The 15,840-nt window shown below is 39.8% G+C and carries 12 protein-coding genes; 9 read left to right on the top strand and 3 right to left on the bottom strand.

What is annotated here, in order from left to right:
• The first annotated feature begins 63 nt into the window (after positions 1 to 63).
• Entirely contained in the window at positions 64 to 2,133 is a 2,070-nt protein-coding gene (locus AC0UA9_RS01240; protein WP_475655880.1) for a sensor domain-containing protein, read from the top strand.
• Between the two features lie 37 nt (positions 2,134 to 2,170).
• On the opposite strand, the gene ybaK is transcribed toward AC0UA9_RS01240, so the two are convergent.
• Complete coding sequence (gene ybaK / locus AC0UA9_RS01235) at positions 2,171 to 2,638, bottom strand: Cys-tRNA(Pro) deacylase (RefSeq protein ID WP_475655879.1); 468 nt, start codon at positions 2,636 to 2,638, stop codon at positions 2,171 to 2,173.
• 72 nt (positions 2,639 to 2,710) lie between these two features.
• Here ybaK and sbcD point away from each other — a divergent pair, with 72 nt between their 5' ends.
• Together sbcD and AC0UA9_RS01225 are read left to right on the top strand one after the other, a co-directional pair.
• Complete coding sequence (gene sbcD, locus AC0UA9_RS01230; protein ID WP_475655878.1) at positions 2,711 to 4,150, top strand: exonuclease subunit SbcD; 1,440 nt, start codon at positions 2,711 to 2,713, stop codon at positions 4,148 to 4,150.
• Positions 4,147 to 7,689, top strand: coding sequence for an AAA family ATPase (locus AC0UA9_RS01225; protein ID WP_475655877.1), 3,543 nt, complete (start codon positions 4,147 to 4,149; stop codon positions 7,687 to 7,689). The genes sbcD and AC0UA9_RS01225 overlap by 4 nt, the downstream gene beginning before the upstream one ends.
• A 121-nt stretch (positions 7,690 to 7,810) precedes the next feature.
• Here the strand turns inward: AC0UA9_RS01225 and AC0UA9_RS01220 are convergent, their stop codons facing one another.
• Complete coding sequence (locus tag AC0UA9_RS01220) at positions 7,811 to 8,044, bottom strand: DUF2798 domain-containing protein (RefSeq protein WP_475655876.1); 234 nt, start codon at positions 8,042 to 8,044, stop codon at positions 7,811 to 7,813.
• A gap of 368 nt (positions 8,045 to 8,412) precedes the next feature.
• Here AC0UA9_RS01220 and AC0UA9_RS01215 point away from each other — a divergent pair, with 368 nt between their 5' ends.
• The 5 genes from AC0UA9_RS01215 (at position 8,413) to AC0UA9_RS01195 (ending at position 11,700) form a co-directional block, all read left to right on the top strand.
• Positions 8,413 to 9,327: an EamA family transporter gene (locus tag AC0UA9_RS01215; protein ID WP_475655875.1), complete on the top strand. Its 915-nt coding sequence runs from the start codon at positions 8,413 to 8,415 to the stop codon at positions 9,325 to 9,327.
• A 172-nt stretch (positions 9,328 to 9,499) separates the two neighbouring features.
• Positions 9,500 to 9,994, top strand: coding sequence for an FKBP-type peptidyl-prolyl cis-trans isomerase (locus AC0UA9_RS01210; RefSeq protein ID WP_475655874.1), 495 nt, complete (start codon positions 9,500 to 9,502; stop codon positions 9,992 to 9,994).
• 108 nt (positions 9,995 to 10,102) lie between these two features.
• Complete coding sequence (locus tag AC0UA9_RS01205; RefSeq protein ID WP_475655873.1) at positions 10,103 to 10,357, top strand: DUF2999 family protein; 255 nt, start codon at positions 10,103 to 10,105, stop codon at positions 10,355 to 10,357.
• 10 nt (positions 10,358 to 10,367) lie between these two features.
• Entirely contained in the window at positions 10,368 to 10,769 is a 402-nt protein-coding gene (locus AC0UA9_RS01200) for a HopJ type III effector protein (RefSeq protein WP_475655872.1), read from the top strand.
• Between the two features lie 58 nt (positions 10,770 to 10,827).
• A complete protein-coding gene (locus AC0UA9_RS01195) occupies positions 10,828 to 11,700 on the top strand; it encodes an NAD(P)-dependent oxidoreductase (protein ID WP_475656171.1) in 873 nt (290 codons plus the stop codon).
• Positions 11,701 to 11,720: 20 nt separating this feature from the next.
• Here the strand turns inward: AC0UA9_RS01195 and sbcB are convergent, their stop codons facing one another.
• Positions 11,721 to 13,196: an exodeoxyribonuclease I gene (gene sbcB, locus AC0UA9_RS01190; protein WP_475655871.1), complete on the bottom strand. Its 1,476-nt coding sequence runs from the start codon at positions 13,194 to 13,196 to the stop codon at positions 11,721 to 11,723.
• A gap of 550 nt (positions 13,197 to 13,746) precedes the next feature.
• Between sbcB and AC0UA9_RS01185 the strand changes: the two genes are divergently transcribed.
• Positions 13,747 to 15,630, top strand: coding sequence for a TonB-dependent receptor (locus AC0UA9_RS01185; protein WP_475655870.1), 1,884 nt, complete (start codon positions 13,747 to 13,749; stop codon positions 15,628 to 15,630).
• Positions 15,631 to 15,840 lie beyond the last annotated feature (210 nt).

Below are 15,840 nucleotides of genomic sequence, written 5' to 3'. Positions count from 1 at the left end.
AGACTTTGCAATTAGGGTCTAAAATTAGCTTGTCTCTCGCAATTCTTATGGTGTTGTTTAAGTATGGAACCGACAAAAAATGTTAATCCTTTAAATCATCAATTTATTCTTAACGACCCGCTACATAACTTATTTGACGCTGTTAAATCAATAGCGGTACAGGGGTATGATGAAAATCGATGCGTTATATACTGGAATAAAGGCAGCGAGTTACTTTATGGCTATACGCAGGCTGAAGCCTTAGGACAAAAACTCGAAGCGTTAATTATTCCACCGGCAATGAAAGCCCTCGCGGTACAAAACATAAAAGATTGGTTAAAAAAAGAGATAGACATTCCCGCTGAAGAAATAACATTACAACATAAAGATGGCAGTGAAGTGTTTGTTTATTCTAGCCATGTTCTTTTTACCAACGTCTACAATAAAAAACAAATTTATTGCATTGATATAAATTTAGCTGAGGCCAAAAGTGCACAAGCACAAGTAATATACCAAGAGCACATGCTAAAAGCAGCATTTGAAGCAATACCTGATCTATTCTTTTTAATGAATGAAAAAGGCATTATTAATTATTATCACACCAACAACAAAGCAAAATGTTCGTTATTATCAGAAGATTTAATTGGCAAAACCATCATGGATCTTGTCCCCGTAGATGTTGCCAACAAGTTTACACGCAATATTGCTCAAGCAATAAAACAAACTGATCTCGTTTGTTTTGAATATGCACTTGATACCGCCGAAGGTCTAGCATATTACGAAGCAAGGATAAGTCGCCTGCCAGAGTATAAGCAAATAGTGACTATCATTCGTGATATTACCGAGCAACATAAAACAGATGAAATCATTAAGCAGCACGCCTATTACGACGCACTGACAATGTTACCTAACCGGTTTTTAGCGTTAGATAGGTTATCACAGCTAGTGAATGAGGCTGAACGAAATAACGAAAGAATAGCAATACTGTTCATTGATTTAGACGACTTTAAAAAAGTGAATGATACTTTAGGCCATGAAGTCGGTGACAAACTGCTAATAGAGTCAGCCAATAAGCTAAGTAAAGTAGTTCGCAAAGAAGACACGGTTGGACGGCTAGGCGGTGATGAATTTATTGTTTTATTAAGAGGCCTAACAGAAGAGCGTCAAGCATTGTTTGTTGTACAAAACTTATTAAAGGCATTTCGAGAGCCTTTTAATTTAGACGGGCGAGAATTAATACTGACCTTAAGTTTAGGCGTGGCTATTTACCCTGACAATGGTCGAACTGCTTCCGAGTTATTGCGAAATGCTGATGTTGCTATGTATCAAGCAAAAGCGTTAGGGCGCAATACCTACTCTTTTTTTACTAAAGCAATGAATACAAGCATGTTAAGGCGCTTAGAAATAGAAAATCAAATGCACGGTGCGCTCGAGCGCAATGAGTTCGAAGTGTACTATCAACCTAAAGTTAATAGTAAAGATAACTCAACCGTGGGCGCTGAAGCTTTATTACGTTGGTCAAACCGTGTGTTGGGCAATGTAACACCCGATGAATTTATTCCTATTGCCGAACATACTGGCTTAATTGTTCCTATTGGGCGCTTTGTTGTTAAACAATCATTACAATTGTTACATCAATGGCAAAAAGTTCAACCCAACCCTTGCACAATGGCAATTAATTTATCGCCACGCCAATTTAGAGATTTAAAACTCCTCAACTTTATTGAGACAGCACTTGCCGAAGCCAATGTTAGCGCACAAAGTATAGAGTTTGAAATAACAGAAGGGGTACTAATGAATGGTCAATCTTATATCAGCGACGCATTAATTGGGCTTAACAAGCTAGGAATAAAGCTATCAATGGATGATTTTGGCACCGGTTATTCATCCCTAAGTTATTTACGAAAATACCCATTTGATGTCTTAAAAATTGACCGTAGTTTTATTAATGATATTACCACTGACAAAGCGGATTTTGACCTTGTAAAGGCCACCATATCGATGGCACATAGCTTAGGCTTAATCGTCGTCGCTGAAGGGGTTGAAACGAAAGAGCAAGTAAAAACCCTGCATAAATTACAATGTGACTATTTACAAGGGTATTATTTTAGTCGCCCGATCACGGCAGCAAAGCTACTTGAATTTTCACTTTAACTTCTCTATTTACCCATCTGGCTCTGTTAGAGTGTTATTAGCTAGCAATCCCTGCAAAAGTTGCCCGGCATAAAGCATTTAACGCTTGGGGCGCTAAGGCTATTTCTAACCCGCGCTTGCCACCACTAACATAAATGCACTCAAATTGATTTGCGCTGCTATCAATAACCGTTGGTAGTCGTTTTTTCTGACCCAATGGACTTACCCCGCCTAAGACATAACCAGTAGTGGCTTCAACACGTTTAGCGTCAGCCATTTTTACTTTCTTCACCCGTAATGTTTTGGCCATGGCTTTTAAATTCAACTTTAAGTTAACGGGCACAATAGCGACGGCAAGCTGGTTTGTGTCACAACAAACAACCAGTGTTTTAAATACTTGCTGTGCATCAAGCGCAAGCTTAGTGACGGCCTCAAGACCAAATGAACTGGTATTAACATCATGTTCATAGTGCAGTAGTTCAAAAGGTATATTTTTTTGTTTTAACAGCTGTGTTGCTGGTGTCATGTTCGTTTAGCCTCAATGTTAGCTAGGTTAACAGTTAATTTAACGGTAATATTAATTACTTGCGCATCACTCATGGTTTATTTATGCCGTTCAGGTAAACTTATCAACACATTACTTGTTAATATTTTCTTTTTTTCTATGCGTATTATTCACACATCTGATTGGCATTTAGGTCAATATTTTTATGGTAAAAGCCGTGAAAATGAACATCAACAATTTTTAGACTGGTTATTAATACAAGTAGAAAAACATAACGTTAATGCCATTATTGTTGCCGGTGATATTTTTGATACAGCCACACCGCCAAGTTATGCCAGACAATTGTATTTTAACTTTATTAGCGCGCTGCAAGCGTTTGATTGTCAGTTAATTATTTTGGCAGGCAACCATGACTCTGTCAGTATGTTAGCAGAATCAAAAACATTATTAACTGCATTATCGACTAAAGTCATCGCTAATGTCACCGATATTTCAACGCCAGTCAATTTAGCCGAGCAAGTATTTACCTTAAAGAATAAACAAGGCGTCGCGCAAGCGGTTATTTGTGCAATTCCTTTTATTAGGCCTCGTGACGTAATAAAAAGCCACGCTGGGCAATCAGCAACCGATAAGTCTACACAGTTACAACAAGCAATCGTTAATCATTATCAAGCCTTGTTTGAGCAGGCACAATTGCTGGTTGCTCAACATCAACAATTATCTAAGGGCACTAAGTTACCCATTATTGCCACAGGGCATTTAACCGCGTTGGGGGTAACCACCTCTGATTCGGTACGCGATATTTATATTGGTACGTTAGAAGCCTTACCCAGTAATGCTTTCCCGCCAGCAGACTACATTGCCTTAGGCCATATACATCGCGCGCAAAAAGTGGGTAAAACAACACATATTCGCTACTGTGGTTCCCCCATAGCGCTAAGCTTTGACGAAGCTAAGCAAAATAAATGTGTGCTCATGGTCGACTTTTTCGAAGGCGCTCTAGCTAACGTAACCGAGCTAGTCGTGCCATGCTTTCAGCCATTAGCAATGTTAAAAACTACTGTAGAGACATTAACGCAAGACTTAACCGTGCTGATGCAAGCCTCATTCAAAGACCCTGTTTTGAATAAAGCAAAAACAAACAGTAATTCAAATGACAGTAACTTAAATGTAAGTGCAGACATTAATACCAATACCACAACTAAGCTTTGGCTTGATATTGAACTAGCAAATACAGGGATATTAAGTGATTTACAACCTAAAATCACGGCATTAGTGCAAGACTTTCCTGTTGAAGTATTACTAGTGCGCAGGCAAAAACAGGTTAGGCAAGGGTTATTACAAGCGAAAAAACAAGCGCAAAGCACGCTAAATGAACTCACCCTTGAAGAAGTATTCGACTCACGCTTGCAACAAGAAGTCTGGCTACATAGTGAGCCTTTGGCGAAAGAGGCACAAGTAAAACGAAAAGCGCATTTACAAACACTTTTTAAACAAACAGTTGCGCAAGTATTAGCAGCAGGTGAATCATGAAAATATTGCGTTTGCGCTTTGAAAACATTAATGCGCTTAAAGGGGCTTGGCAAGTAGACTTCACTCAAGAGCCTTTTGACTCGAATGGCCTTTTTGCTATTACGGGAGCAACAGGTGCAGGTAAAACCACTATTCTTGATGCAATATGCTTAGCTTTATACCATGAAACCCCACGCCTGAAAGTGTCTGCGAGCCAAAATCAATTAATGACACGTTTTACCGCTAACTGTATGGCAGAAGTAGAATTTGAAGTAAAAGGGCAAGGCTACCGGGCATTTTGGAGCCAAAAACGTGCTAGAAACAAGGTTGATGGTAATTTATTAGCCCCAGTAGCACAGCTGTCGTTACTTGACGGAACCATTGTCGGTGAAAAGCTCAAAGAAGTTAAAGACAATATAGCCAAAATTACCGGGCTAGACTTCTCAAGGTTTAGAAAATCAATGATGCTATCACAAGGTGAGTTCGCCGCTTTTTTAAATGCAGCGCCCAATGACAGAGCACAACTGTTAGAGCAGTTAACAGGCACACAAATTTATGGAGACATTTCTAAGCAGGTCTTTGACAACCATAAAAAAGCAGAAAAATCATTACAGTTAATGCAGGCTAAATCTCAAGGGGTTATGTTACTAACACAGCAAGCATATAATGAATTGCTGGCAAGCAAAGTGCAAATAGAACAAGCAGCGGAAGAGGCTACCCGAGCGCAATCAATATATCTTGCATTAAAAGAGCGAGTATTATTGAAGGCGGCCCACCAAAAAAAAACAACACAACTACACAACATAACAACACAAAGCCAAACCATAGAAAAACAGGTAGAAAATGGCCAAGCTGCACTCACGCAATGTATAACAACACAAGCGCAGCAAGAAGCCCAACATAAGAGTATTGAAAACACACTGATTGATAAGATTTTACCGTTAGACAGTAATATTGCCCACATCAATACACAATTATCACAAATATCAACGGAACAAACAGCACAAACACAAGCACTTAACTTATTAAAACAACAGCAGCAACAAACACAACAAAGCAAAGCACAATTAATTGCAGACATTGACCAACTACAAACTTATCTCACAGAAAATCAACCACTAACCCAGGTTAAAGACAAGTTGCCACTGTGGAGCGACCAAGTTATTCGATTGGCGCAAATTAATAAGAATATTGCTGAGAAAACACAACAGCTAACCATTATTACTAATCAACACCTAGCGCTAACAACCGAGCAAAACAAACAAAAAATAGTAGTAAGTAACAATAATGAACAAACCAACGTATTACAAAAACAGCAAAAGGCGCTTGATAGCCAAAAACAACAGTTATTGGCACAAAATCAACGCTTATTAACAGCCGTTAATCTAGATCATAAAACACTAACAACCGACACCCTCAATGCGAGAATTAATCACTGGCAACAACAGCAAAACACCTACACCCAAGCACTTCAGTTTGCCAAGCGAAACGATGCACTAAGACAAGAGCAAGAGCAACTTGATCAGCAAACGCAACTATCAACGCCACAGCTAACAAAAATTAACCTCGCTTTAGTCGATTTACGCACACAGTTTACCCAGCAGAAGCAACAAAAGCAGGATGTTGAAACCTTAATTGCACAACAGCAAACGATTATGGCATTAAGTGAACACCGCGAAAAGTTGCAACCACAGCAGCCTTGTCCCTTGTGTGGCTCAATTGAACATCCTGCCATTAGCGCGTATCAAACGGTAAACGTTGACAACCAGCAAAATAGGTTGCTTACCATTAATGCCCAATTAACTCAGCTAGAAGAGCAGGGTAAATCACTTGCACAACAAGAAATGCAACTTAATGCCGAGCTAAAAGCTCGGCACGAACGTGCCCAAAGGATCAACGCAGAGCAGGTTGAACTGTCAACGGCTTTCGCTAAATTATCGTTCACAGAAGTTAACGCACAACCCAACATAGCAGAGATAAACTTAATTGAACAAACATTAGCCGATGTAGACTCACAGCTTGCACGCCTTAATCAATTCCACAGTGAATTTAGCCATTGCGTACAACAACAAACACAAATTGAACAACAAGCAATACAGGCTAAGCAATGGTTGGCGCAAGCACAGCACCAAGAAGCGTTGTTACAAGAAAAACTAAACTATAACAGCCAGGATACTGCAGAAAAACGTGACGCGGTAAAACAGTTAACACAAGAGCAAGCTGTTATGCAAAACGGGCTTATTGCTGATATGAACTCAGTGCAAGTAAAACAATTTTTAACAGACTTAACAGCAGAGCTTTTACAATTGCTTGCACCTAATGTTAAAACACATTTAGAAGCAGGCGCTACACTTAATCCTGACCTTAGTGCCGCCTTAGAGTCACATTCATGGTTAGACAACTTGCAACAACAAGTGACTTTGTTTGAACAAAAAATTACCGAGCAACAGTCACTCACACAGCAGTTGCCGGCGCTTGAACAAACGGATGTGTTGCTGGCTGAGCAAATAAAACAAACAGAAAAAAACCTTGCTATGTGCACTGGGCAATTAACCGCCTTGCACCAACAATTAAAGGATAAAAAATCGTTACGCGTAACCGAATTTGTTGCTTTGGGTTTTAACGATGAAAGTACGCAGGATGCTGATTTAATTAGAAAAAACATTTCAGAGGAAGAGGAGGTGACTAAACGTAAATTAGCTAGGCTGCAAAATGAGCAACAAAGTATAACAGCACAATTACAGCAACTGTTAGGCCAAAAAGAAAGCATAAAACAACAGTTGGTAGAGCACCAAGATGCGATAAACCACGCCGAAAAATCACTGGCAGAACTATGCAAAAATAGTCCGATGAACATCAATGAATTGTTATTATTCTCAGAGCAAAATATTGACACTGAACTGACCCAACTTAGCGACAAACTGAAACAACTGCAATTGAGCTTAGGGAAAGTTCAACAAACGATAGACCATGATCAGCAAAGTAAAGTTCAGCAGCAAAGTTTATTAAAACAAATTGAAAACGAGCAAATTGCCTTAGATGAACTGGCTTATTTAAATGGGCTAATTGGCTCTGCTGATGGCGCAAAATTTAGAAAGTTTGCCCAAGGTTTAACCCTTAGTCATCTTGTATATTTAGCAAACGAACAGCTGAATACCCTTGATGGTCGTTACCAGTTACAGTGCCAGCAAAGTGATACTTTAAGCCTAGAAGTGCTCGACACATGGCAAGGAGATACGCTACGTGACACTAAAACACTGTCAGGTGGTGAAAGTTTTTTAGTAAGCTTAGCACTTGCGTTAGCACTTTCTGACCTTGTGAGCAATAAAACCAGTATCGACTCATTATTTTTAGACGAAGGCTTTGGCACATTAGACAATGACACCTTAGAAATAGCCTTAGTTGCCTTAGACAACTTGAATGCAAGCGGTAAAATGATTGGTATTATTAGCCATGTTGAAGCACTAAAAGACAGAATTGACGTGCAAATTAAAGTTACTAAACAAAGTGGTTTAGGTATTAGCACGTTAGACAAGCAATTTTCTGTGCCTAAAGCCTAAAGTCTAAAATGGTTACTTTAAGTGCTATGGTACAAGTGTACTGTTACTTGCTTAACATTGTTTGGTGTTTAGATCGTTAATATTTAATGGGAGACTGAACATCTCCCACTACTCGTTATTGTTATGCATCTTCTTCGCGTAATACAAGGCTAACCAGCTTATGCACAAGGGGTGACACAATAAATATTGTTGGAAAAGCCACGACAAAGGCAAAAAAGTACGCTTTTAACCAAATAGTAATGATATTTTCAACCAAGCCAACGTTAAACAAAGTGATAACAAAAGACATAATACATGACATTATCAGTGACATGAAAAACGCAAAGACTATTCTATGGTATTTTTGTGAAATCATTTTTGATACTTATAACCTGTTGAATAAATAAAAGAGATAAAGAAGGAAAATTGTTGGCAACCATTACCTTGCGCTGGTTAATGCTTCCTGCGCTGTTTAGATAATATTTAATGTGTAGAGTATAAGGCAGAGATCATATACCTACCGCGTCATAAAACCAACCCGCTGGCCTTAAATGTGGCAAATATCACGTCTTTATACCCCTAAATTAGCCTAGTAGTAACGCTAATAACTGTAGAATTAACATGGGTGTCTTAATAATGTGTTTTCCCTAAAGGCAAGAGGCGCTAGAATACGCGACTATTAAATTAATAAGCAGGGCTGGTTAGCGCTATTATCTAACCAATATAAAAAGGACTATTACGGTAGTGTTATTAACGTCTGAATACACTTGGGTTTACTTCACTTTACTTGCCGCGACGATGCAAGCCGTTCGAACAGCCGGGCAAAAACAGCTTTCAGGCAAGTTAAATGCCATGGCAACCACGGCTGTGCGTTATGTTTATGCGCTACCATTTGCCTGGGGCTATGTTTGGTGGATGCTAGACTTTCGTGAGGTATCGGTACCGGTACTCAATCATAATTTTTTAACTTATGCATTAATTGCCTGTGTCACGCAGATTATTGGCACTGCATGTTTGGTGGCAGCATTTAGGTATAAAAACTTTGCAGTTGCAACAAGCCTTGCGAAAACAGAAGCCATTCAAGTGGCTATTGTAGGCGCATTACTATTTAGCGCACCACTTAGTTTTATGGGCTGGCTTAGTGTGATTGTGGGTGTTGTTGGCGTATTTTTTGTGTCTAAAATTAAGTTTAGCGCCCGCACAGCTTTATCTGGCTCTGATGCAATGGCAGGTTTGTTTTTTGGTCTTGCGGCAGGGTTAGGTTTAGCAATAACAACCTTACTTATTCGTGAATCTAGTTTGGCCTTAAATACTGACTTACTGGTAAGTGCGGCAATTACCTTGGTATTTATGATCACGGTACAGTCTATAATTTCAATAGGTTATGTTTATTTTCAAGATAAAAAACAGCTAATACTTATGTTTACCCATTGGCGTTTATGTTTATTTGTTGGCATTACCAGTGTGCTTGGCTCTATTGGTTGGTTTACTGGGGCAAGCTTTCAAACCGCAGCTTATGTAAAAGCACTAGGGCAGGTTGAATTTTTTATCACCTTGGCGTTAACGTATCGCTTATTCAAAGAAAAAATCACGGTAATTGAATATATTGGTATGGCGTTAATTATTATTAGCGTGGTTATTTTACTTTTGTGGGCCTAAGTGGCGATAAAAATATTGCATTGAAATTCATAATCTGTAATTTTTACGTTTAATGCTGAATACTCATTCTTTTGTTTGAGTATTTAATGCTAAAATATCCGCAATTATCTTTCTAAATAGTGCTTTAAACCTAAAGCGCTAAAACTTATTAAAAACTTAACCTGAGAATTACATGAAAATTACCAATAAAACCGTTGTTCAGTTTCATTATGTGTTAAAAAACGAAGCAGGAGAAGAAATTGAATCTTCTCACGGCGCTGATCCGTTAGCATACCTACATGGGGCAAATAATACCTTGGTAGGTTTAGAAAAAGCTTTAACCGACAAAGAAGCCGGTGATAAATTTAGTGTTACTTTACAACCAGAAGAAGCTTATGGGGAGCGTCAGGAAGACTTAACTCAACGCGTGCCAGTTAAGCACTTACAAGGTTTACCTAGCAAAAATGCTAAATGGAAAGCCGGTATGATTGCTGTTGTGCACACTGAACAAGGCCAACGCCAGGTTACGGTTTTAAAAGCGGGTAAGTTTATGATCACGGTAGACATTAATCCACCACTCGCTGGTAAAGTACTCACATTTGATATTGACGTTGTTGATGTACGTGCAGCAACCGATGAAGAAGTAGCCCATGGCCACGCACATGGTGTTGGCGGTCATCAGCACTAAGTTTTATGTTTAACATCTAACATCTTAATTTACAGCTTTAACTGGTTAACTTAAACCATTATCCCAAGCGGTTAACTTAGTTAAAGCGACCACAGTCGGAAGTATAAAATGAATCCAATTATTCAATTACTGAAAGAGCAAAATATTAGCGAAGAAAAAATTAATGCACTTTTTGAAGCGTTAACAGACAACCCGTTAATGGCAATGGGCATGGTGCAACAACTCGGTATTCCACCGGAAAAATTACAAGCTATTATGGGCTTAGTTATGACACAGCCGCATTTAATTGAAGAAGCGGTAACAGAGCTAGGCCTAGACTTTGCTAAAGTTGAAGCAGCTAAAGCTAAACTTAAAGAAGGTTAATAAACAACTTATGAGCCCGAGTAACGCGACAACATTACCTTTGCTGCTAAAACAACTAACACAGCTTACCCAAGACAACGAACAAGCCCAACACACACATAACCGTGTTGAATTTGAGCAGGTGATGCAAGTTATTAAAGATAATTATCATTACAGCCCAACCGCTTTTACCAATGGTGAGCTTGTTAATAGCGCAGGTAGCAACGAAGGCTCATGTAAAATATTTTATTTTGCGCAACTGCATCAATTAACCCCGCAACAAACGTTAGCGTGTTTTGGGCGCTATTACCGTGAAGATGTGTTAAAAAAACCAGCGGGTGATGACCACGGTAATATTAGAAACTTTATGAAAACAGGCTTTGACGGTATTTGCTTTAGTTCAGTAGCACTAACACCACAAGCAAATACTTAATACCAGCACAAGCCATACGTTAATCGCACATAGGTTGATAAAAGTCTTTGAAAAGGAAATAACAATGAAAGTCGCATTTATTGGTTTAGGCGTTATGGGTTACCCAATGGCAGGCCATTTACAAAAAGCCGGTCATGACGTGTGTGTTTATAATCGCACGTTAGCAAAGGCGAAAGAATGGCAGGCGGAGTTTTCTGGCAGTGTTGCAAGTACACCAGCACAAGCGGCCAGTGGTTGCGATATTGTTTTTTGTTGTGTGGGAAATGACAACGACATTCGACAAGTTGTCCTAGGAGAGCAGGGTATATTCGCCGGTATGCCAAGAGGCAGTATTTTAGTTGACCATACCACGGCCTCTGCTGAAATTGCACTTGAGATGTCAGCGCTTGCCAATAACAATGGCCAACACTTTTTAGATGCGCCTGTGTCGGGTGGCCAAGCAGGTGCAGAAAACGGGGTATTAACCGTGATGGTTGGTGGCGATGAGGCTACCTTTAATAAAGCCGAGCCCGTTATGGCTGCCTTCGCCCGTTTTAGCCAATTAATGGGGCCCGTAGGCTCTGGGCAATTAGCAAAAATGGTGAATCAAATTTGTTTTGTTAACACGGTTCAAGGTTTAGCAGAAGGCCTTAATTTTGCACAAAAAGCAGGGTTAGATACCGACAAACTGCTGGAAACTATTGGCAAAGGCGCTGCTGGGTCTTGGCAAATGGATAATCGCGGTAAAACCATGTGCGCGCGCGAGTTTGATTTTGGTTTTGCCGTTGATTGGGTCAGAAAAGATCTTGCCATCGCGTTTAATGAAGCAGAAAAAATCGGTGCAGATTTAACGGTCACCAAACAGATTGATGGCTACTACCAAGAAATTCAACATGCCGGAGGTAACCGCTGGGATACCTCAAGCTTAATACAACGCTTTAAAAAAGACTAACTCACGACAAGGTACCAAATTTAGCCTTGTATATACTCATACAGGGCTTTAAGTACCAACATTTTAGCTTTGTCTTCTTCATGCTCATGCGCAAGGTTTTCAATTTTGATCATAAACTCATCTATTGATAAAATACCTTTACCGCCATACTGCAGTTTGTTTTGGCAATATTGTTGCCATTTCTGTTGCTCTGCTGTTGATAAAGTATGCGGGTAATTTCTGGCTCTATAGCGAAACAGTAAAACAGGTAAACGTTCATCTTGAAATTGAAAGGGATGATTGGCCAATTGCTCTGGTGTTAAGCTGCGTAAAATATCCATTTGCGCTTTATCACCATGGCTAAAGAAACTACCACCATACAAGGCTTGTTCAGCATCTACCTCAGTATTGTCAAAATCAGACGTAGCAAAAACATCACTTAACTTGTCTCGTAATTCAGCATGCTGTTTCAAGGTCGCTAAGTTTTTCAAACAAAAATCACGCGGTATTGCTAAACGCTCGGCATTTTCGGGTAACAAGGTTTTAGCCGGCGCAACAATCGGGCATTTATTAATATGAATAAGCTTGATCGGAATAGGCTTTTCATCAGGCGCCAAATCATCATAACGGGTATATAAACGGGCTTTAATTTCTTCACTGGTTAGCGACAGTAGTGGCGTAATATCTTGTGCTAAATCAACACAAATCACCGCATTTTTATTCACTGGGTGATAACTAATGGGCGCAAACCAACTTGTACAACCATGCACTGACGATATTTTAGACGAGGTGTGCACCACCGGCGTCATCTCTGCCACATTCAATAATTCTGCTACTTGCTTTTTATTTTTTAAATTGAAAATAAACTCATACAGTTTAGGTTGTTTGTCTTTAATCAATTTAGCCATCGCAATAGTAGCGTATACGTCGCTCATGGCATCATGCGCCGCTTCATGGTTAATGCCATTAGCAGCCGTTAATAGCTCTAATTTAAAACTAACCACTTGTTCACCGTTACGCTCAACCGTGGGCCAGTTAATACCCTCAGGGCGAAGCGCATAACAAGCACGCACCATATCAATAATATCCCAACGGCTATTGCCATTTTGCCATTCACGGGCGTACGGGTCGTAAAAATTGCGATAAAACAAGTAACGGCTCACTTCATCATCAAAACGAATATTGTTATAGCCAGCAACACAAGTATTTTCTTGAGAAAATAAAGTATGAATACGCGCAGCAAACTCAACTTCAGATAAACCAGCTTGCTGTGCTTTTTGTGGCGTAATCCCCGTCACTAAACAAGCTTCAGGGTGGGGTAAACAATCTATCGGTGGCTGACAATAAAACATTTCAGGCTCACCAATAATGTTTAAGTCGAGATCAGTACGAATACCCGCAAACTGAGAAGGCTTATCAAACGCCGGTGAAATTCCCCATGTTTCATAATCGTGCCAGAGAATTGTAGGTTGAGTTGCTGACTTTTGTGATGCGGTGTTGTTATTCATATTTTCCATGATAAACAATAAGTTGATGGTTTTATAATAACTTGCAAAAAATGCAAAGGTGATTAACAACTAGTGTAGCATCTTATTTAACAGCAGACATTCTCTTTAAGTAACTCAAAGGTAAAGCTTTATTAAACCCCCTTTGTTTATTGCACAGCGATTGTCAAAATGGCTTTGTAATTTGCAGAAGTAGTCGCTAATAAATACTCACATTGCTTGTTATCTGTTCATTGGTAAACCTTTACGCGCAATACGTGGGTTTTCATGTGAAATACTGTATTTGCTACGATACAATATTCCCATACATAGCGATGATTACACGGTAGCTAACACCGCCCAGGTTAATGATATTTCTAGTCATTTATTCTAATAATAATAGCATGTAGTGCCAGTATTACGGTGCTAAATTCGCTGTTTTAGCTGTAATTTATAATCCGTATTACCCAGTATATTACTAGCACTTAACCTGTACCCAACTGGTACGCATGTGTATTCATCTCGCTTAACGATAAATAAAATTGACCAATAGAGCAACAATCACTCAATAGAGAACACTAACATGACTCCAGTTGTAAAAATTACCATACCCGCCTTATTATTTAGCCTGTCGCCTTTAGTTTTTGCAGCAGTTGAAAACACGGATAACAAGGCTGAAACAGCGCGTGAAACAACGACTGACATTGAAAAAATAACGATTAAAGGCTCAGCTACCGCTAACACTGAGCCAGTGGGCACTTTTGGCTCTGCCGTGTCAAATTTAGAATATGATCCGCGTGTCGATTTACAATCTCGAAATATGGCCGAAGCACAAGCAGACGTAACTATTCGGGGTGGTATTTTTGAAAACACTGGCTTTAGCATAGGCAATGCCGCGTTATTTGATCCGCAAACCGGGCATTACGTTGCCGAAATCCCAATTGCCCAAGAAATGTTAACCCGTGCCGACATTCTTACTGGGGTAGATAACGCCGTACTTGGTGTTAACAGCTCGGTAGGTACAGTAGCTCGCCGCTGGAAAACCATTGAAACCTCAGGTAGCGCTTCACTTGGTGGCGGTACTAATAATTTTAATCTACAACGTATTCATAGCGCTGTGAGTGTACCAGTAGGGGAGACTCACAACTGGAATTTAGGTGTTGAAGGCGAATATTCACATTCTGAAAGTGATGGCACAATAGACAATGGCGACCATGACTTTGAGCGTATCTCTGGACGCATTCAATTGTCGGGCATGTCATCACAAACGGATTTATTTGTTGGTCGTCAACAAAAGTTCTTTGGTTGGCCAAATATGTACACGCCATTTAATGTAAATGAAACCGAAAACATTGAAACCAAGCTAGCGATTATTAACCATACACAATTTTACGGGCAAGACAGCACCTTTGAAGTGTCTGCTTATTATCGTCATAACGACGACCATTATGTTTACTCACGAGACAACCCCAGTTCTTTTGAAGCTTTTCATGAAACCGAAGTGAAATCAGTCGCTTTTTCAGGGCGCCATGCACAAACCGATACCTTTGCCTTGAACTATTCATCACAGTTTATCAGTGACAACATTGAATCAACTACGCTGGAAAATAGCTTCACCTCACGTGATTATTATAAAATTAGTATATTGCCTGAATACGCAATGGCGCTACAAGGTGACCAATTATTAACAGTGCGTCTTGGCGCGGCGTTTGACGACACCAACCGAGATGAATCAGAAGTGTCACTTATTGGTGATATTACCTGGAATACAACGAATGCGGATGGCAGTTCACGCACCATTTACCTTTCGTATGCTGAAGCAAGCCAAGTACCCGGTTACACCGCAATAGGTGGCAGCGACAGCGGTGGTTTGTTCCGCAGTAATTATAATTTAGGCCGAGAAAACACGAAAAACCTAGAGTTAGGCTTGGCGTTAGACAAAGAAACCTGGCGTGTAGACTCTGCCATTTTCTACCGACAAGACGATGACTTAACCGATTGGACTTACAATGCTGACTCAACCTCAGCACGTACGGCAAACGCCGTTGATATAGACACCTTAGGGGTAGAATTATTTGCAATTAAACGCTTTGCAACAGCCGATATTATCACCAGTTACACCTTCTTAAATAAATCAGAAAATTACGGCGCTGCAGACATTGACGCGAGCTTTTATGCCTTAAATTACCCTGATCATCGTGTAACCCTAGGTGTAATTTGGCGTCCGATTGATATTGTTGAACTTCGTATTGATAACGAGTGGCGTAAACAGGAAGAAAACGCCCTTCGCAACGGTGACGACGACGCATTATTTACGCATTTATCATTAAACGTTTCGCCTGATCAGATCAAAGGGTTAGCTATTACATTTGCTGTAGATAACCTTTGGAATGAATCATTTGAAGAAATTCCTGGCACACCAGGCCGTGGTGATCAGTACACACTAAGCGCTACTTATCGCTGGTAATGTCTATTGTTATGCCCGAACTTCATCGCCCCAGCATACTCGCTGGGGTTAAATCGTTAACAATAGCGAGAAAATAGTTGTTGATAGTTGTTGAATTGTCGCGTGTTTTCACCATGGTGTTATATACACTTATTACCTCTTCGCTTTATCCCATTACATCTGGTTGCGTTCTCTAACGTTTACTTAAAAGTTAATTTATGCAAATAATTT

The sequence above is a fragment of the Colwellia sp. F1 genome, from assembly GCF_056238625.1.
This window is presented reverse-complemented; position numbering and strand designations above follow the sequence as displayed.